22 protein-coding genes are annotated in these 18,754 nt (G+C 53.9%); 8 read left to right on the forward strand and 14 right to left on the reverse strand.

Translation table 11 applies throughout. From position 1 onward, the window contains the following. Nucleotides 1-74: 74 nt before the first annotated feature. The 12 genes from ABIE64_RS12215 to ade form a co-directional block, all read right to left on the reverse strand. Nucleotides 75-1,040 (reverse strand): 2-hydroxyacid dehydrogenase, encoded by a 966-nt coding sequence (locus tag ABIE64_RS12215; protein ID WP_065702163.1) that lies wholly within the window; start codon nt 1,038-1,040, stop codon nt 75-77. Nucleotides 1,041-1,207: 167 nt separating this feature from the next. Then, a complete protein-coding gene (locus tag ABIE64_RS12220; RefSeq protein ID WP_063092234.1) occupies nt 1,208-1,627 on the reverse strand; it encodes a VOC family protein in 420 nt (139 codons plus the stop codon). A 34-nt stretch (nt 1,628-1,661) separates the two neighbouring features. Further along, nucleotides 1,662-2,138: a DUF6314 family protein gene (locus ABIE64_RS12225; protein ID WP_354377584.1), complete on the reverse strand. Its 477-nt coding sequence runs from the start codon at nt 2,136-2,138 to the stop codon at nt 1,662-1,664. A 75-nt stretch (nt 2,139-2,213) separates the two neighbouring features. After that, nucleotides 2,214-2,585 (reverse strand): histidine triad nucleotide-binding protein, encoded by a 372-nt coding sequence (locus ABIE64_RS12230; protein WP_063092232.1) that lies wholly within the window; start codon nt 2,583-2,585, stop codon nt 2,214-2,216. 32 nt (nt 2,586-2,617) lie between these two features. Next, nucleotides 2,618-2,944: a phosphoribosyl-ATP diphosphatase gene (locus ABIE64_RS12235; protein ID WP_007088470.1), complete on the reverse strand. Its 327-nt coding sequence runs from the start codon at nt 2,942-2,944 to the stop codon at nt 2,618-2,620. Between the two features lie 2 nt (nt 2,945-2,946). Further along, entirely contained in the window at nt 2,947-3,708 is a 762-nt protein-coding gene (gene hisF / locus ABIE64_RS12240) for an imidazole glycerol phosphate synthase subunit HisF (protein ID WP_063092231.1), read from the reverse strand. Between the two features lie 24 nt (nt 3,709-3,732). Continuing rightward, complete coding sequence (gene hisA / locus ABIE64_RS12245) at nt 3,733-4,461, reverse strand: 1-(5-phosphoribosyl)-5-[(5-phosphoribosylamino)methylideneamino]imidazole-4-carboxamide isomerase (RefSeq protein WP_037989078.1); 729 nt, start codon at nt 4,459-4,461, stop codon at nt 3,733-3,735. Further along, a complete protein-coding gene (locus ABIE64_RS12250; protein ID WP_037989259.1) occupies nt 4,458-5,012 on the reverse strand; it encodes a GNAT family N-acetyltransferase in 555 nt (184 codons plus the stop codon). The genes hisA and ABIE64_RS12250 overlap by 4 nt, the downstream gene beginning before the upstream one ends. After that, nucleotides 5,009-5,659: an imidazole glycerol phosphate synthase subunit HisH gene (gene hisH, locus ABIE64_RS12255; RefSeq protein ID WP_037989080.1), complete on the reverse strand. Its 651-nt coding sequence runs from the start codon at nt 5,657-5,659 to the stop codon at nt 5,009-5,011. Before hisH ends, ABIE64_RS12250 begins: the two co-directional genes overlap by 4 nt. After that, on the reverse strand, nt 5,656-6,096 hold the full coding sequence (locus ABIE64_RS12260; RefSeq protein WP_063092230.1) for a DUF2628 domain-containing protein: 441 nt from the start codon (nt 6,094-6,096) through the stop codon (nt 5,656-5,658). The genes hisH and ABIE64_RS12260 overlap by 4 nt, the downstream gene beginning before the upstream one ends. A 71-nt stretch (nt 6,097-6,167) precedes the next feature. Beyond that, entirely contained in the window at nt 6,168-6,767 is a 600-nt protein-coding gene (gene hisB, locus ABIE64_RS12265; RefSeq protein WP_007088464.1) for an imidazoleglycerol-phosphate dehydratase HisB, read from the reverse strand. Between the two features lie 144 nt (nt 6,768-6,911). After that, nucleotides 6,912-8,642, reverse strand: a complete 1,731-nt coding sequence (gene ade, locus ABIE64_RS12270; RefSeq protein WP_354377586.1) for an adenine deaminase — start codon at nt 8,640-8,642, stop codon at nt 6,912-6,914. 207 nt (nt 8,643-8,849) lie between these two features. On the opposite strand from ade, the gene hslV reads away from it, so the two are divergent. The 3 genes from hslV (at nt 8,850) to ABIE64_RS12285 (ending at nt 11,383) form a co-directional block, all read left to right on the forward strand. Beyond that, complete coding sequence (gene hslV, locus ABIE64_RS12275) at nt 8,850-9,410, forward strand: ATP-dependent protease subunit HslV (RefSeq protein ID WP_007088462.1); 561 nt, start codon at nt 8,850-8,852, stop codon at nt 9,408-9,410. A gap of 58 nt (nt 9,411-9,468) precedes the next feature. After that, nucleotides 9,469-10,779 carry an ATP-dependent protease ATPase subunit HslU gene (gene hslU, locus ABIE64_RS12280; protein ID WP_007088461.1) on the forward strand — a complete coding sequence of 437 codons (1,311 nt, stop codon included), beginning with the start codon at nt 9,469-9,471 and terminating at the stop codon, nt 10,777-10,779. A 124-nt stretch (nt 10,780-10,903) separates the two neighbouring features. Next, nucleotides 10,904-11,383, forward strand: a complete 480-nt coding sequence (locus ABIE64_RS12285) for a GNAT family N-acetyltransferase (RefSeq protein WP_354377587.1) — start codon at nt 10,904-10,906, stop codon at nt 11,381-11,383. 17 nt (nt 11,384-11,400) lie between these two features. Here ABIE64_RS12285 and ABIE64_RS12290 read toward each other — a convergent pair whose 3' ends face one another. Then, a complete protein-coding gene (locus ABIE64_RS12290; RefSeq protein ID WP_354377588.1) occupies nt 11,401-12,810 on the reverse strand; it encodes an ATP-binding protein in 1,410 nt (469 codons plus the stop codon). 245 nt (nt 12,811-13,055) lie between these two features. Next, on the reverse strand, nt 13,056-13,637 hold the full coding sequence (locus ABIE64_RS12295) for a malonic semialdehyde reductase (RefSeq protein WP_354377589.1): 582 nt from the start codon (nt 13,635-13,637) through the stop codon (nt 13,056-13,058). Nucleotides 13,638-13,782: 145 nt separating this feature from the next. Between ABIE64_RS12295 and ABIE64_RS12300 the strand changes: the two genes are divergently transcribed. The 5 genes from ABIE64_RS12300 (at nt 13,783) to cysK (ending at nt 18,700) form a co-directional block, all read left to right on the forward strand. After that, nucleotides 13,783-15,036, forward strand: coding sequence for a polysaccharide deacetylase family protein (locus ABIE64_RS12300; RefSeq protein WP_354377590.1), 1,254 nt, complete (start codon nt 13,783-13,785; stop codon nt 15,034-15,036). A gap of 145 nt (nt 15,037-15,181) precedes the next feature. Further along, a complete protein-coding gene (gene coaBC, locus ABIE64_RS12305) occupies nt 15,182-16,399 on the forward strand; it encodes a bifunctional phosphopantothenoylcysteine decarboxylase/phosphopantothenate--cysteine ligase CoaBC (RefSeq protein ID WP_354377591.1) in 1,218 nt (405 codons plus the stop codon). 78 nt (nt 16,400-16,477) lie between these two features. After that, the gene (dut, locus tag ABIE64_RS12310) at nt 16,478-16,951 is read left to right on the forward strand and encodes a dUTP diphosphatase (protein WP_063092223.1); all 474 of its coding nucleotides are present in this window, start codon (nt 16,478-16,480) and stop codon (nt 16,949-16,951) included. A 140-nt stretch (nt 16,952-17,091) separates the two neighbouring features. Further along, nucleotides 17,092-17,547: an RrF2 family transcriptional regulator gene (locus ABIE64_RS12315; RefSeq protein ID WP_007088455.1), complete on the forward strand. Its 456-nt coding sequence runs from the start codon at nt 17,092-17,094 to the stop codon at nt 17,545-17,547. Nucleotides 17,548-17,749: 202 nt separating this feature from the next. Then, on the forward strand, nt 17,750-18,700 hold the full coding sequence (cysK, locus tag ABIE64_RS12320) for a cysteine synthase A (protein WP_007088454.1): 951 nt from the start codon (nt 17,750-17,752) through the stop codon (nt 18,698-18,700). Nucleotides 18,701-18,754: the final 54 nt, after the last annotated feature.

An 18,754-nucleotide genomic window follows, 5' to 3' on the forward strand; every position in this document is an offset into this window, starting at 1 on the left:
TCGAGGTGACTAACGTTGGCAGGCAGAATGGACTGGCATAGCCAACCATTCTGCTCCTTTACCAACGATGCGGCTTAATATCCTGTTTTACGATCAACAAGGCCGCGCGGGGTTTCGCCGCGTGAGATGCGATCAATATTTTCGGCGATCTGATCGACCGATTCCTCAATCCGTGTCGCGGCCGCGATATGCGGCGTGATGCGGATTTTCGAATGATCCCAGAACGGGTGGCTTTCGGGTAGCGGTTCGGTTACCGCCACATCAAGGAACGCCCCGCGCAGATGCCCGGTATCGATCAGGCGCAGAAGATCCGCCTCCACAATCATCGCACCGCGCGCGGCATTGATCACTGCGGCATTTTTTGGCAATTGGGACAGAGTGTTTCCGTTCAAAACGCCCTCGGTTTCGGCGGTACGCGGCAACATGCAAACCAGGATGTCGGATTGTCCAAGGAACTCGTTGAGGGTTTCGGCCCCGGCATAGGTGGTGATGCCATCAATCGCCTTCATCGTGCGGCTCCAGCCGGATACGGCAAAGCCAAGCTGGGTCAGGGCGGTGGCGACCGCCGCACCAAGTGCACCCAGCCCCATCACCCCGACCCGGCATTTCGAAATACGTGCGACATCGTGCTGGGTCCAATCGGCCTTGGCCTGCTGACGGGCATAAATATCGAAATCGCGCATGAAATGCAGCGCGGCATACAGATGATATTGCACCATCTGATCGGCCATACCGGCATCTTCAAGGCGAATGACTGGCACTTCTGTCGGAAGGCTGGGCGCTGAAAGTACATGATCAACACCCGCGCCAAGTGAGAAGATCGCCTGAAGTCCCGTCAGGCTTTTAAGCAATCCCTGCGGCTGTTTCCACAACAAGGCAAAATCAATCGTTTTGGGATCGTAATTTTCACATTGTGTGACGATATTTGCATCCTGCAGGCGGGCGACCATGGCCTCTTTCCAGCGATCATCCTCGCCCGCCGCCGCAATCAGGATGCTGGGGGTTTTGCGGGTAGCATTGGCGGAACTGGCGGCGGACATGGGCAATTCTCCTGACGGACGGATGATGTGGATCGACGATTTAGGGATGTCGCGGATACCGATCAGAACCGGCATCGCTCATATTACCTGATCATATAACGCATTGCAGGGCAAAGCGTTCCGCGACATCAAAGCCAAAGTCTGATCATCTCTGCCTGAAATGCCAATTAATGCGCAAAAATCATCGCCGGATCGCGGAATGTCTTGAATTCCAGACCATTGCCGGCCGGGTCTTCCACAAAGAAAGTTCCCTGTTCGCCCGGTTCATCTTTAAAGCGGATTTTCGGCTCCAGCAGGAATTTAACCCCCGCTTCTTTCAGGCGATCTGCCAGATCATGCCATTTATCCCATTCCAGAACCGCGCCAAAATGCGGGATTGGCACCGCATCACCATCCACATTCCCCGCGCCGGCATTTTGTCCTGCTTCGGGGCGAACATGGGCAGAAAGCTGATGACCAAAGAAATCAAAATCAATCCATGCCTCGGTCGAACGACCTTCGTCACAGCCAAGGATATCGATATAAAACGCGCGTGTATCGGCAATCGATTTAATCGGAAATGCCAGATGGAACGGGGGCAGTGACATGTGAACCTCGTAACGTTAAGGAAATTGCTGCGGCCTAGGCCTTTGGTTTTCGAAGATAAATGCTGTGCAACAAATGGTCTTTCTTCGGGCCAGTTATTTTTATTTTAGTTTCGAAATGATTTTCATCATGCCAGATCATGCAATGATGATAAAAATCATCACCACAGGGATGAATGTCTCGTGCACAAAGCACATCGGCAGCATTCTCTCCAAATTGCAGCAGGACATAGCGATTGCCAAAGCTTAACGGATCGCGAAACAGAAGCTCAATCCCGGGCGGGTCTTCATGCAGAACGAAGTCGTATTCGCGGTAACCGTCAAAGCGTTTGCCATCCCCGCGCTCAAGAACTCCTTCCTCCCGATAGCGTATAATTCCGGTCTTTTCAGGCTCTATCAGACGAAAAGTCACATCGCCTTTGAACTTTCCTGTGGGACCAATATCTCGCACAAGCGTCCAGTCACCCGGAAGGCTTTGGAAAATCTTAGCGGCGGACGAGATATCTCGGATCATGACATTCCGGTAAATCAAAAAGGCAGGGACGCCATAGCCGCCCTGCCCCGAATTCTAGTCTTGCAGGCGTTAACCTTAGTCTTTTGGCAACATCAGGCCCAGCTTTTTGCCGCCGATGATATGGACATGAAGATGCGGGACGTCCTGGCGGCCATGGTCGCGGGTATTGGCGATCAGGCGATAACCGTCCTCGACAACGCCTGCCGCGGCGGTGATTTTGCCGATTGCGCGTGTATAGGCGATAACTTCTGCGTCCGATGCATTGGCTGCAAAGTCGTCATAGCTGGTATAGGCACCCTTCGGGATCACAAGGATATGGGTCGGGGCCTGCGGGGCGATGTCGTGAAAGGCAAGGACGTGATCGTCCTCAAAAACCTTGTTGCACGGGATTTCGCCACGAAGAATTTTGGCAAAGATGTTTTGCGGATCATAGGCAGAGACGGCCATGGGGATGCTCCTGATCTTGACGGGATATGACCCTATTTATCGGTGCGGGATGCCTTTTCGGCAATACCGGAAATACCCTGGCGTTCGGCCAGTATGTTCCATACATCTTCCGGTTTTACCCCCTGATCGGCCCAAAGAACAGTCAGATGATAGAGCAGGTCGGCACTTTCGGATGCCACTTTTTCCGGGGTTTCGGCAAGGGCCGCGATCACGGTTTCAACGCCTTCTTCGCCAACTTTCTGGGCGATTTTTGCCGTGCCCTTGGCAAAAAGTCTGGCGGTGTAGCTCGTTTCTGGATCGGCACCCTTGCGGGCGGCAATCACAGTGTAAAGCTGATCAAGGATATGTTTATCAGTCATAATCACCCCTCGCGGACCGGGATGCCGGCGGCTTTCATGTGGTCCTTGACCTCGCGGATACGATAGGTCCCGAAATGGAAGATCGAGGCAGCCAGAACCGCCGAGGCATGGCCTTCGGTCACACCTTCGACCATATGGTCCAGCGTCCCGACACCGCCCGATGCAATCACCGGCACATGTACGGCATCCGCAATTGATCGCGTCAGCGGCAGGTTAAAGCCCGACTTGGTGCCATCGCGATCCATCGAGGTGACCAGGAGTTCCCCGGCGCCATATTCCGTCATTTGTTTTGCAAACGAAACGGCGTCAATCCCGGTTGGTTTGCGACCACCATGGGTAAAGATTTCAAACTTGTCCGGGCCGGTCGATTTGGCGTCAATCGAAACCACAATACATTGTGATCCGAACTTGCGTGCCGCTTCGCGCACGAAATCGGGGTTATTGACCGCGGCCGTATTGATCGAAACCTTGTCGGCACCTGCCAAAAGCAGTTTGCGAATATCTTCAAGCGAACGCACGCCGCCACCGACTGTGACGGGCATAAAGCATGCCTCGGCGGTGCGGGCAACAACGTCGAAAATGGTATCGCGATTGTCGCTTGATGCGGTGATATCAAGGAAACAAAGCTCGTCTGCGCCTTCGGCGTCATAGATACGTGCTTGTTCCACTGGATCGCCGGCATCAATCAGATCAACGAAATTGACTCCCTTGACGACGCGACCGTCCTTGACGTCGAGACAGGGAATGACACGGGTTTTCAGCATGGTCGGTTTCCTGTTTGGGTCCGCTTAGGACAATGCCCTGATAGCTTCTGCCAGATCAATCCGGCCATCGTAAAGTGCGCGTCCGGAAATCGCGCCGTCAATCCCGGCATCGGTATGTTTGGCAACTGCAATCAGATCATCCAGCGATGAAACCCCGCCCGATACGATTACCGGGGTCGAAATCGCGCTGGCAAGGGCTACCGTGCTTTCGATATTCGGGCCGCCCATTGCACCATCGCGGTCAATATCGGTAAAGATGATTGCGGTGACACCGCAATCCTCGAATTTCTGAGCGAGCTCAAGCGCGGTGACTTCGGATGTTTCGGCCCAACCTTCAACCGCGACATAGCCATCGCGGGCGTCAATGCCAACCGCAATACGACCCGGCCATTTTGCACAGGCTTCTTTGACAAAATCTGGATTACGCAGGGCGACAGTGCCAAGGATCACACGGGTGATGCCCTTGTTAAGCCAGTAATCAACCGTTTCCATCGTGCGGATACCGCCGCCAAGCTGGGTTTTGGCCTTGCCTGCGACTGCGGCAAGGATGCGGTCAACCGCGGCTCCATTGACCGGTTCACCGGCAAAAGCACCGTTCAGATCGACGATATGGACCCAATGACAGCCGGCAGCGACAAATTCACCGGCCTGTGCACCCGGATCGTTGTTGAATACGGTGGCCTTGTCCATATCACCGCGCAGCAGGCGAACGCATGCACCATCTTTAAGGTCGATTGCCGGATAGAGATTCACTGGTCAGTGTCCTGTATTTTCTTGGTGTAGTAGTAACCTTCGACCATTTTACCGTTGACCATTGCGTAATAGGGATTGATGCCCCAACGGACATAACCCAGCCCGTTATAAAGTGCGATGGCAGCAGTCTGGGTTTCACGAAGATCAAGTTTCAAAACCGAATAACCGCGTTCGCGCGCATAAAATTCGATGCTGCGCACGATGGCCTTGCCATTCCCGCGCCCGCGCGCCCACGGTGCCACGAAATGGCCGGTGATCTGGGCCGAATGCCGTTGTGCTTCAAGGTTGGACGGCGTTTCAAGCAACTGGGCGGCCCCGGAAATCACGCCGTCAACGCGCGATACAAACAGATGACGCCCCGGCATCAGCAAAACGCCGCGCCAGTATTTTTCCATATCCGGACGATCCGGCGGGGTCAGCCAGCCAAAACCTCCGCCTTCGACGATTGCCTGGGTACAGGCATCAACGATGTCGGAAAGGTCGCCCGCGCTCAGTTCCGTAACGCGTTCGGCGGTAACACCGGGTTCGATCGTATTGCTGGGTGCGGTCATGGTTTCCATCCCAGGAAGTTACCAATGATGGTAAGTCCCGTTTTCTGGCTTTTTTCCGGATGGAACTGGGTACCGATCATGTTGTCGCGCCCGATCATCGCCGTAAGCGCGCCACCATAATCGACCGATACCAGCCGTTCATCCGGATTTTGAACATGCATGTGATAACTGTGCACGAAATAGGCATGATCGCCATCCGATACACCCGACAACACGGAATGCGATTTGCCAGACAGATCAAGGACCAGCTCGTTCCAGCCCATATGCGGGATTTTAAGCGACGGGTCTGCGGGTTCAATTGCAACCACTTCGCCCTTGATCCAGTCAAGACCCGGGGTGTCGGCAAATTCGCGACCAACCGTCGACATCAACTGCATGCCGACACAAATGCCAAAGAATGGCTTACCACCTTTGATGACCTGCTCGTTCAGAACTTCGACCATGCCGGTAACGGCATCAAGGCCGGCACGGCAATCGGCATAGGCACCAACACCGGGCAGGACGATATGGCTGGCATTGCGGACCTTTTCCGGATCATCGGTGACAATGATATCGGCGGAAATGCCGGTTTCGCGGGCCGCGCGTTCAAACGCCTTGGCAGCAGAACGCAGGTTGCCTGAACCGTAATCGATAATCGCAACACTCATGGGTAGGGGGTGCTCCCGGATAAGGGGGTGGGCGCAACATTTTGCAGGGTATCGTGAACAGCGCGTCCGCCACGCAGGCGATCAAAGAAACGATGTTCGGCTGCATTTTCGTTGGGGCCTGCGACAATTTCGACAAGCTTCCAGCCACCGGCCGCGAGCTTTTTGCGCCGCAAGTCATTGGCAATCAGGCCAAAACCGATGCCGGTCGCAAGGGCGAGGGCAAAATCCATTTCCGGACCGCCATCGAATAGATAGATCACAAGATTGCAAATCAGCGATACGCCGATCAGACCAAAAAAAGCGGCCCACAAACGATGATAAAGCGCCCAGATGCCGCTAAAAATAAAGGCCCAGAAATTAAAGCCTTCGCGGATCAGGATCGCATTTTCCATCGGATTGGCATCGCCGGGATGGGTATGGACTGTGTAAACCTTCATCGAAAACCGACTTCCTGTTCCAGGTGATGCATCACCCGGTCATTCGGATCATACCAGGGGCATCTGGCGGGTTAAAGCGACCCGCCGAGAACACCCTTGGTCGAGGGAATGGCATCGGATTTGCGCGGATCGATCTCGATCGCGGCGCGCAGGGATCGTGCCAGCGCCTTAAAGGCACTTTCGACGATATGATGGTTGTTATCGCCATACAGATTTTCAACATGCAGCGTCAGGCCAGCAGCCTGTGCAAAGCCCTGGAACCATTCGCGGAACAGTTCGGTGTCCATATCCCCGACCTTGTCGCGAGTAAACTCGACATTCCAGATCAGATAAGGACGGTTTGAGCAATCCAGCGCCACACGTGTCAGTGCCTCGTCCATCGGAAGCAAGCAACTGCCGTAACGATTGATGCCCTTTTTATCGCCCAGTGCTTGCGAAAACGCCTGACCGATTGCGATGCCTGTATCTTCGGTGGTGTGATGGAAATCGATATGCAGGTCGCCCTTGGCCCGGACTTTAAGGTCCATCAGGCTGTGGCGTGAAAGCTGTTCGAGCATGTGATCAAGGAAGCCAATCCCAGTCTCGACATCGTATATGCCGGTCCCGTCAAGATTAAGCTCGACCGTGATCTGTGTTTCGTTGGTATTGCGCTCTACGCGGGCCTTGCGCATGCAAAGCTCCTTTCCTGCAGGTATCAATGCATCTGTTGGGTCGTATTTAGCAATAACAGCAGCGAAAAGCCAGTTTAACCGGCTAAGTATTGGCCACAAAACGTAACCGGTATTTGTCATTGTTAAACTGTCCGGTTTGATGGCTTAGACAAAGTCGAACTTGTCGACGTCAAACAGGCCCTTGTCCGTCATTTTCAGGTGCGGGATTACCGGCAAGGCCAGGAAAGCGACCTGCAGGAACGGTTCTGGCAGGATGCAACCAAGATCCTTGGCGGCAGCGCGCAGCGTGATCAAGTCATTCTCGACCACCTCAAACGGTTCCGTACTCATCAGTCCGGCAACGGGCAACGCCAGTTCGGCCTTGATCCTGCCTCCATCTGCAACGGCAAAGCCGCCACCCAGTTCAATCAGGCGATTGACCGCGGCGGCCATGTCGGCGTCATTGGCACCAACCACAGTGATATTGTGGCTGTCATGCCCGACCGAAGATGCAATTGCCCCGCGTTTCAAACCAAAACCACGGACGAAACTGCGCCCGATATTGCCGTTCTTGCCGTGACGTTCGACGACGGCCACCTTGATCACATCGTTTTCAAGATCGGGTTTCAGGCCGTTATCGCCAATTTCAAGGGTGGCTTCATCCCGGAAGGTCAGGATCAGGCCCGGTTTGACGCGTATCACAGGCGTTTGGTTCTGACCCGGTTTGGGTTCGGCCATGAATGCCTCGGCGGTGACCGGTTTGGCCTTCATCGAGGTCAAGCCAATTGGCGCAACTGTTTCGCGGGCATCAAACAGACCGTTGGTGACCAGACGGCCACCGGCAATCACATCGCTGACCGCACAGGTTTCCAAATCATCAAGTATGGCGATATCGGCCCGCCAGCCAGGCCCGATCAGTCCGCGGTCACGCAAGCCGAAAATACGGGCCGCTGAATGCGATGCGGCGCGATAGACATGATGGATCGGGCAATTACGTGCTTTTAAATGACCAATTAATCGCTCAATAAGACTATCAAGATGACCTTCTTCACCAATATCAAGCGGATTGCGGTCATCTGTGCACAGTGCGACGAAGCTTGACGTATTTTCATCCAGAATTTCGGCAAGTGCCTCAAGATCCTTTGAAACAGACCCTTCGCGGATCAGGATCGCCATGCCCTTGGCAAGCTTTTCGCGTGCTTCGGCGGCTGATGTTGCCTCGTGATCGGTGCGGATGCCCGCGGCCATATAGCCGTTCAGTGCCGTACCCTGTACCAACGGGGCGTGACCATCGATATGGCCGTCCTGAAAGGCTTCAAGTTTTGCCATGATGCCTGTATCAAGGTTCAGAACACCCGGATAATTCATCATTTCGGCCAGCCCGACGACCTTGGGATGGTTTCGGAATGGCAGAAGATCATCGATTTCAAGCTGCGCACCCGATGTTTCAAACCCGGTTGCCGGAACGCACGATGACAGATTAACGCGGATATCCATCACGGACCGTTCGGCGCAATCCAGGAAGTATCTGATCCCGTCCGCTCCCAGCACATTGGCAATTTCATGTGGGTCACACAGGACCGTGGTCACACCGTGCGGCAAGACGCAGCGATCAAATTCAAACGGCGTGACAAGCGAGCTTTCGATATGCAGGTGCGTGTCGATAAAGCCCGGTACGGCGAATTTACCGGCACAGTCAATTTCGCGATCGCCCTCGTATGTGGCATGCGTACCAACAATCCGGTCACCCACAATGGCAATATCGGTTTCAGTTACCTTACCGGTGATGACATCAAGCAATCCGATATTGCGCAGGACCAGATCGGCCTTGATCCTGCCCTGACCGGCCAGAATGCATTTGCCAAGATGGGTTTGGGCAAGGTCAGGATTGCTCATGATCATTTTCCTTCGTTCTTTGAAATTCTTTTATGGTCCAAGGGTAAAGCATGTGGCGGTGATACGTCCTGAATTTTTTCTGTTCCGTCGCATTGAAACAGTGTTTGTGATCCGGGGATGGTGGTTCGCGGGGCTTGGCCCTTGACCGGGCGGTTGTGCGTGCTAACTCTTGATCGAACGCATTGGATGAAAATCTAGGGATTATTTATGAGCGAAAAATCTCAGCCGAGCTGGCATGGCACGACGATCCTGTCGGTGCGCAAGGGCAATGAAGTGGTGGTTGCCGGTGACGGTCAGGTTTCTTTGGGCCAGACCGTGATCAAGGGTAACGCCCGCAAGGTGCGCCGCATCGGCCAGAAAGGCGAGATCATCGTCGGATTTGCCGGGGCGACGGCGGATGCCTTTACCCTTTTGGAACGTCTTGAAGCCAAGCTGGATCGTCATCCAGGCCAGACCATGCGCGCCTGTGTCGAACTGGCCAAGGACTGGCGCACGGATCGCTATCTGCGCAAGCTTGAAGCAATGATGGCCGTGGCCGACAAGGATGTTTCGCTGGTCCTGACCGGAATGGGCGATGTTCTTGAACCGGAAGACGGCATTATCGCCATCGGATCGGGCGGGAATTATGCACTTGCCGCGGCGCGGGCCCTGATTGATCTGGACCTGAGTGCCGAGGAAATTGCCCGCAAAGCCATGGCGATTGCCGGTGATATCTGTGTTTATACCAATGACAGCGTTACGCTGGAAAAGATCGAGGATGCGAAATAAGGGTGCCGTTTCGGGCCTGACATCGCATTTCCGTCGCAAGAACTAACGGATAAATTTAATGACCCAACATTTCAGCCCGCGCGAGATCGTATCCGAGCTCGATCGCCATATCATCGGTCAGAAAGATGCCAAGCGGGCGGTCGCCATTGCCTTGCGCAACCGTTGGCGCCGCCAGCAGCTTGACGACACGATGCGCAATGAAGTGCTACCCAAAAATATTCTGATGATCGGCCCGACCGGTGTTGGCAAAACCGAAATCGCCCGGCGTCTTGCCAAACTGGCAGAGGCCCCGTTCATCAAGATCGAAGCCACCAAATTCACCGAAGTTGGTTATGTCGGTCGTGATGTTGAACAGATCGTTCGTGACCTTCTGGAAGTGTCGCTGGACCTGACGCGTGAAAGCATGCGCAAGAAAGTCCGTGCCAAGGCCGAAATGCAGGCCGAGGAACGCATTCTTGATGGTCTGGTTGGTGAAAATGCCTCGGCTGATACCCGTCAGAAATTCCGCAAGATGCTGCGAGAAGGCGAATTGCAGGACAAGGAAATTGAAATCCCTGTTCAGGAAAACAGTTCTTCTTCGATGCCGACCATCGATATTCCCGGCATGCCGGGCGCACAGATGGGGATGCTGAACCTGTCGGACGTGTTCGGCAAGGCATTCGGCGGTCAGACCAAACCAAAACGCATGACCGTCGAGGAAGCGTTTGAGCGCCTGATAGACGAGGAAGGCGACAAGCTTCTGGATATGGACAAGGTCACCGCCGAGGCCATCGAAAACGTTGAACAGAATGGTATCGTGTTCCTTGACGAGATCGATAAGATCACCGCGCGTTCCGAGCGTGGCGGTGATGTATCGCGCGAAGGTGTGCAGCGCGATTTGCTGCCGTTGATCGAAGGGACAAGTGTCTCGACCAAACATGGTACGGTCAAAACCGACCATATCCTGTTTATCTGTTCGGGGGCATTTCATCTTTCAAAGCCATCGGACCTGCTGCCGGAATTGCAGGGCCGTTTGCCAATCCGGGTCGAGTTGAAAGCCCTGACCGAGGAAGATTTCCGCCGTATTCTGCTGGAACCGGAAGCATCGCTGATCAAGCAGTATGTCGCACTGCTGAAAACCGAGGATGTTACGCTGGAATTCGCCGACGATGCGGTTGATGAACTTGCCCGTATTTCGGCCAGCGTCAATGAAACGGTGGAAAATATCGGCGCACGTCGACTGCATACGGTGTTGGAAAAGCTTCTGGATGACATCAGCTTTACCGCAACCGACCGCGGCGGTGAAACGATTAAGATTGATGCGAATTACGTCCGCGAGCAGGTCGATGGCCTTGCCAAGGATGCGGATCTTTCGAAGTTTATTTTGTAATCGAGATGTTCGATTAGGGCAGATACGCAAAGGGCTAGCACGATGTTGCTAGCCCTTTTACTTTAACTCTGCGCGGTTTGATCTTGGACTATAATTAGGGCATGTATATTGAATGGGTACGGTCATGTCATATGACATTGTTTATCTGGCAGACAGGCCTGATTGCGTTGATGCCTGTGCGGCTTGGGCATATGGGCGTTGGGGCGTGCAAAAGCTTGAGAGTAGTCTTGAAAATGCCAGGGCTTACTTTGCTCAATGCAGTCAGAAGGACGGTCTTCCGATGACTCTTCTGGCGATCAACCGCGATACCAACCTGCCGATCGGGATGATTAGCCTTTGGCCGCAGGATGGGCAGGAATGGCCGGATAAAACCCCATGGATTGCTGCAGTCTATACGCTTTACCGCTATCGCGGGATGCGCATTGCAAAAACGCTTGTCGAGCGTATCCTGCAAGAAGCAAAACGTTTTGACTTCGATATTGTTTATCTTCAGGCCGGAAGTGCTGCCGGGATGTATCGAAAATTGGGATTTCGCGAAATTGAACGCAGAGATGCGAGTACTGCTGCCGCAGGTCATGAAATCCTGTTCTGCATGGATATGTGATTGTTGCCCAAAGCGGTTCAGGCGGTATGGAGTTTGCGGATATTATCGCTGGCCTTGGCGGGCAGATAGACAGTGAATACCGAACCAACCCCCTGTTCGCTGTCGATGATCATGGTGCCACGGTGGCGTTGCACCAGATGTTTGACGATGGCGAGACCAAGACCGGTGCCACCAACGGCACGCGACCGTGCCGTATCGACCCTGTAAAACCGTTCAGTCAGGCGTGGCAGATGTTCGCGTGCGATTCCGTCGGAATGATCCCGGACGGCAACGGCCAGAACACGGTCATGCCGGTAACGGGCCAATGCACCCGGGGTCTTTTGGGCCAGTGTGATCGATACATCGATACTGGTTTTGGGATGTCCGTATTTGATGGCGTTTTCGACCAGATTGACAAAAACCTGGGTCATTTCCTTTTCTTCGCCAACAATTTCGGTGTTGTCGAGGTCACAGGAAATCTTGATTTCCATGCCTTTGGCTTCGGCTTTCATCGCCAGTGTCTGGGCGACTTTGTCGATGATCTTGCCTATATCACAATCATCAGATGGCGGTGTATGTTCGTTCAGCTCGATCCTTGCAAGTGACAGCAAATCTTCGATCAGGTGCTGCATACGCTGGCCTTGATCACGCATGACCGGCAGGAACTGGTGCAACGCATCGGGATCGTCCTTTGCCGGGCCTTCAAGCGTTTCGATAAAGCCCAGCAACACCGAAAGCGGGGTGCGTAGTTCATGCCCGGCATCGGTCGCGAAATCGGCACGCATCTGTTCAAGTTTGCGAAGCTCTGTCAGGTCCGAGAAGGACAGAACAAAGTTCCGGTCCCCGGTTGCGGCTGGCAGGCGCGCGGTCAGAACATCGAAATGACGATGGGCGTCGCTTGCCAGAACGAATTCGGCATGTTTCATCTGTTCGCGTTCGCCCGCGACATCATCAAAGGCATCAAGCAGGATCGGATCACGGATATAGCGTGTCAGATCGCGACCGATTTCCAGATTGTGGAACAGGCCGCGTGCCGCCTGGTTAAAACCGGTCACAACGCGTTGCCGGTTGACCATCACAACCGGGTTCGGCAGGTGATCAAGGATTTCGGCATCGGTGCTGGTCTGGGCTTCAAGATGGGCGATGCGTTCGCGAAATGCGTTGGTGATCTGGGTATAAAGGGACGACAGCTCGGACGCCGCACCGAAAAAAAGATGCTGTGGCGGGGTGCCGCGGAACTTGTCACGCAATGCGGTGGCGTAACGCGCAACACGGCGCAGATCATCGAAATAGATACGTAAAACCCCGGCGACACCGACCCACGCCAAGACCGCACACAGAATCGCTGTGCCCCAGCCAAGCAATTCCATCGATGCCAGTACGATAAAGATCGCAGCATTCGGGAATGCAACCGCAAATGCGGTCATTAACAACTGGCGAAAGCCCAAAGGATGCTCCTGATGTCGGGTACCCCAGAGGGTACGCATTAACGCATGCAAAAAATTTCGACTAAAATGATTATGCGCCGGTAAAGATCAAATAAAAGTTAGATGACAGTTTTCAAGTATCGGAAAAGCTTGAAAAAATACGTCGTCTGAACCCTGATCATACAGGTGTATAATCCGATTTTGCCAAAAAATCTGCGAATGCGCCAGCGCGGCCATCCCGCGTCGGTTTCGACTTCAGATAGAAATCAGATAATTTCGGCACCTTCGTCAAACGCTAGGCGAGGGCTGCGATCAAACAGTTTTGAGGGGTCGCCATAGCCGATATTGATCAGGAAATTGCTTTTGACCGACGTGCCCGCGAAGAATTCTCCATCAACCTTGGCATTGTCAAAGCCTGACATCGGGCCGCAATCAAGTCCAAGGGCACGTAACGCCAGAATGAAGTAGGCTGCCTGTAATGTTCCGTTACGAAACGCAGTGGTGGCAATCAGGTCATCATTGCCTGAAAACCACGATTTTGCATCTGTATGCGGGAACAGTTTCGGTAATTTTTCATGGAATTCCATGTCATAGGCAATGATGGCTGTGACCGGAGCTGCCAGGGTTTTTTCCCGATTTCCTTCGGAAAGTGCCGGTTCCAGACGTTGTTTGGCGTCCTGTGATTTAACAAACTTGATGCGCATCGGTTCGCAGTTGGCGCTGGTCGGGCCCATAACCGTAATGTCCCACGCCTTTTTCAGAAGCGCTGTGTCGACATCGCGATCCTGCCAGCCATTGTGGGTTCGAGCTTCATTGAAAAGAATGTCCAGTGCGTCTGAATCCAGCATGCGAATCTCCGTTAATACTGCGGTTGAATTGAGTGCCCTTCAGGTAGGTTGCAGTAAACTATACACAAGCCGAGTGACGAAATTGTGGAAAAACAATTGGTTCGCTGGTAGGTTCACAAAAAACATAATTACCGGAAACCATAAAATGAAGACTGTGGTTTTGGGGGCTGCAGTGACCAATGAGTGGGGTCGCAAAAAGATGGATGTGGCAATGCAAGCACAGACCAATGGGCAGCAAACTTCTGATGCTGTTGCGCGCGCCAAACGCGCAAACATGTTTCGTTGCATGGTATTCGGCACGGCCTTTGCGGTCGGTCTGACATTTGGTGTCTCGCCGGGCATGGCTCAGAATGCCGATACAAGCGGTACTGCAACGGAAATCCAACGTCCTGCTGCTGATGTGTTGCAGTCTGATAATCGCCAAAGCAACAATGATGCCTCCGGTGACGTACAGGCACCATCGGGTGATGCGACGTCGGCCGTTGTGTTTATGTATCATCGGTTCGCGGAAACCGATTTCCCGTCGACCAATATTCGTGGTCCGCAGTTCGAAGCCCATATCCGCGAACTGACAAGTGGCAAATATACGGTCATGGGCATCCCGGAAATCATTGATGCCATGCAAAATGGCAAAGGACTTCCCGATTATGCCGTAGGTATTACGGTCGATGACGCCTACCGTTCGGTTTATGACGTTGCGTGGCCAGCCTTTAAAAAGCACAATATCCCGATGACGGTATTCGTCGCGACCGAGCAGGTTGATGCCGGGTACGAGAACTACATGACCTGGGATATGTTGCGCGTACTGGTCAAAGACGGGGTAACCATTGGCGGTCACAGCCAGCATCATTCGCACTTGCCAAGCTTGCCAATCGAGGAAGTGAAGGCCGAACTTGCGCATTCGGCGCAGCGTTTCAAGGAAGAACTGGGCTTTGTACCGGACATCTTTGCATATCCGTATGGCGAGGCCAGCGACGAAGTTGTCACCGCGGTCAAGGAAGCCGGTTACAAGGCGGCATTTGGCCAGCAAAGCGGCGCGATGAGTACGGAATCGGATATGATGTATTTGCCGCGCTTTGCCATGAACGAGAATTACGGCGAAATGGACCGCTTTATTCTGGCGGCAAATTCCCTCCCGTTATCGGTCAGCGATGTGACACCGCCAAATTACACGCTTGAACGTAATCCGCCAGCATTCGGCTTCACCCTTAAGCAGAAGGCAGCCCACATAGCCTGTTACCCTTCCGAGGGCGAACCGACCATGAATCGGCTGGGCGATGAGCGGGTTGAAATCCGTCTGGATGCCCCAGTTTCATCGGGGCGGTGGCGGATCAACTGTACTTCGATGGGGCCGAATGGACGGTGGCGCTGGTTTGGAATGCTTTATACTGTTCCCTGATAAGTAATTGAAAATCAACAAAGAAATGGCGCCATGGGTTTTACGAACCTGTGGCGTTTTTTCTGATCACTTTGGACGCTTGCGCGCAATCAACGGAGAAGGTAGGTTAATCACACTTCTTCAACGTAAATAGCTGGTAACCACAGTGCAGGCAGGAAAAAATATCCTTCTGATCATCTCGGGCGGCATTGCCGCCTATAAGGTTCTTGAGGTGATCCGGCGGTTGCGCGACCGAGATATTAATATCCGCGCGATCCTGACCAAAGGCGGTGCAGAGTTCGTTACACCGCTGTCGGTGGCCGCCCTGACCGAGAACAAGGTTTATCAGGATCTTTTTTCTCTGACCGATGAGGCCGAAATGGGCCATATCCGCCTGTCGCGTGAGGCCGACCTTGTTCTGGTCGCTCCGGCAAGTGCCGATATCCTTGCGAAAATGGCCACCGGACAGGCGGGTGATCTTGCAACGACGGCCCTGTTGGCTACCAACAAGCCGGTGATGGTCGTTCCGGCGATGAATGTCGAAATGTGGAACCATGCGGCGACACAGGCAAATATCGCGACCCTTGAAGGGCGTGGCGTGATGTGTGTCGGGCCGGCGGCGGGTGATCTGGCTTGTGGTGAAACCGGATCGGGTCGTTTGGCAGAACCTGCTGAAATCATCGCAGCGGTTGTTGATTTTCTTGAAGGACAGCCGGTTTCAAAACCGCTTTCAGGGAAAAAGGCCGTTGTAACCAGTGGTCCGACATACGAGCCGATTGATCCGGTGCGCTACATTGCCAACCGGTCTTCGGGCAAGCAAGGGCATGCGATTGCCGCGGCTCTTGCTGCGGCCGGTGCAGATGTGACGCTGGTTAGCGGCCCGGTAAGCCTGCCTGATCCGATGGGTGTCAAAGTTGTGCGTATTGAAACAGCCCGCCAGATGCTTGATGCGGTGCTGGCCGCCCTGCCCGCCGATATTGCGGTTTGTGCTGCCGCAGTTGCAGATTGGCGCGTGGCCGAAGAAGCAGGTCAGAAGCTTAAAAAAGATGGCTCTGGTGTGATTGCAGACCTGAAGCTTTCGGAAAATCCGGATATTTTGGCGACACTCAGCCAGAAAGGTCCTAAACGCCCGCAATTGGTTGTTGGTTTCGCTGCCGAAACGGAAAATGTCATCGAACATGCCCGCGCCAAACGGGCGCGCAAGGGGTGTGACTGGATTCTTGCAAATGATGTCGCCCCTGGAACCGGGACCTTTGGCGGTGATCATAATGAAATTTTCCTGATTTCCGGGGTGGATGCCACCAGTGACGAAACTTGGCCTCGTCAGGGTAAGAACGGTGTGGCGCGGGCGCTGGCAGAACGAATTATCCAGCATTTTGCATGATATTATGGATTTAACCCGGTCAGTGTTTGTGTGGCATTGCAACGCATCTGACCTGAAAAGTGAAGACAAGGATTGTTTATGACGCGTTTGACTGTCGATCTGAAACAGCTGCCCCATGGTGCGGATTTTCCGCTGCCCGATTATGCCACCGCACAGTCGGCGGCCGTCGATTTGCAGGCAGCGATTGACGATACGCTTGTGATTGCACCGGGTAAACGGGCCATGGTTGAAACCGGTATTGCGATTGCCCTGCCCGCCGGGTTCGAAGCACAGGTTCGCCCGCGTTCGGGGTTGGCTGCGAAAAATGGCGTCACGGTTCTGAACAGCCCGGGGACGATCGATGCGGATTATCGCGGTGAAATCAAAGTAATCCTGATCAATCACGGTGACGCGGCATTCACCATCGAGCGGGGTATGCGCATCGCCCAGCTTGTGGTCGCACCGGTAACCCAGGTGGCGTGGAATGCAGTTGCCGATCTGGATGAAACGGCGCGTGGTGCCGGTGGCTTTGGATCGACCGGTGTTGCTGCACCGGCGGTAAAAACGGTCTGATTGCCGTTAAATACAGCAGCAATATCATCGAAAGCATTTGGGTTATCTGATGATGTTGCTGCGTTGTGAACTCTGATAATCGCCAGTCCCGATATTTCCGGGGGGATCAGCGGGACTGCAAGGGGAGCATGAAAGAGACGATGTTAAAACTGTCAAAGAAGATGCTGTTCGCCATAGAGGCGGTGGTGGACATCGCCTATAACGCTGCGGGTGAACCGGTGCAAAGTCGCGATATCACCGCACGTCAGGGCATTCCGAAACGTTATCTTGAACAGACCCTGCAACAGTTAGTGCGTGCCGACATTCTGGTCGGTGTGCGCGGTCCGCGCGGCGGGTATCGTCTGGCACGTGAACGTCGGCGCATTACCCTTGCCGATATTGTATCCGTCATCCGGTCAATGGAAACATCCGACGACCCGATCGAGGATCCGGCAGGATCGCCGTTGGGTAAGGAAGTTGTCCGTCCGCTTTGGCGGGAATTGCAGGACGAAATGATGGTGGCGCTCACCCGGATCACGGTCGAGGATCTTTGCAACCGTGCGCGTGATGCAGGCCTGCGCAGCGGGATTGAGGAATCACCGGATTTCATTATTTAGTCGTCGGAACGGGCTGCGGATTGTTGTATCGTTAAACCACAAGAATCCGCTGCGGTTCATATCCAATACACAGGCATCGGAAACCGGCCAAACCAAGTTTTGCGTAAAAACTGTTTAAACCCAATTGACTTGGGTGTTAAACGGGATAAATACAAATCAAGAATGTGGTTAGTTTTGAATTACAAGAAATTGCGAGGAAAACATGACTGAGTTTCGCGGCAAGATTTACGACAGCATCATCGACACCATTGGTGCGACGCCGCTGGTTCGTCTTTCACGTCTGGCAGCGGCCGAGGGTGTGAAGGCCGACCTGATTGGCAAGCTTGAATTCTTCAACCCGCTGGCCTCGGTCAAAGACCGTATCGGTCTCGCAATGATCGAGGATGCCGAAAAGTCCGGTCGGATCAAGCCGGGTGCAACACTGGTCGAACCGACATCTGGCAATACCGGTATCGCGCTTGCTTTTGTTGCGGCGGCCAAGGGTTATAAGCTGATCCTGACCATGCCCGAAAGCATGTCGCTGGAACGCCGCAAGATGCTGATGCTTTTGGGCGCGCAGATTGACCTGACCCCGGCAGCCAAAGGCATGAAAGGTGCTGTTGCCCGCGCCGAGGAACTGGTCGCCGAGATTGATGGCGCGATCATGCTTCAGCAGTTTGAAAACCCGGCAAACCCGGAAATTCATCGCAATACGACGGCCGAGGAAATCATCAAGGATACCGCAGGCAAGATCGATATCTTTGTTGCCGGTGTCGGTACTGGCGGGACATTGACCGGTGTTGGTGAAGTCCTGAAAAAACATAATCCGAATATCCAGATCGTCGCGGTCGAGCCCGAAGACAGCCCGGTTATTTCCGGTGGCGCACCTGGCCCGCATAAAATCCAGGGCATTGGTGCCGGTTTCATTCCGGGCAACCTTCATACCGACGTGATCGATAAGGTCATGACGATCGGCAATGAAACGGCCTTTGCCACCGCGCGTAAACTTGCCAGCATCGAAGGGCTGCCGACCGGCATTTCGTCCGGTGCAGCCGTTGCTGCCGGTATCGAGCTTGGCCAGTTGCCGGAAAACGAAGGCAAACGTATCGTGATCATCATCCCTAGCTTTGCCGAACGTTATCTGTCGACCCCGCTGTTCGAAGGTCTGCAGTAATCCGGTTTTGCTGACCGACGCATCTTAAGAAGGCCCGGATTTTCCCGGGCCTTT

Source organism: Thalassospira sp. MBR-102 (assembly GCF_040549275.1).
Classification (GTDB): Bacteria; Pseudomonadota; Alphaproteobacteria; order Rhodospirillales; family Thalassospiraceae; genus Thalassospira; species Thalassospira xiamenensis.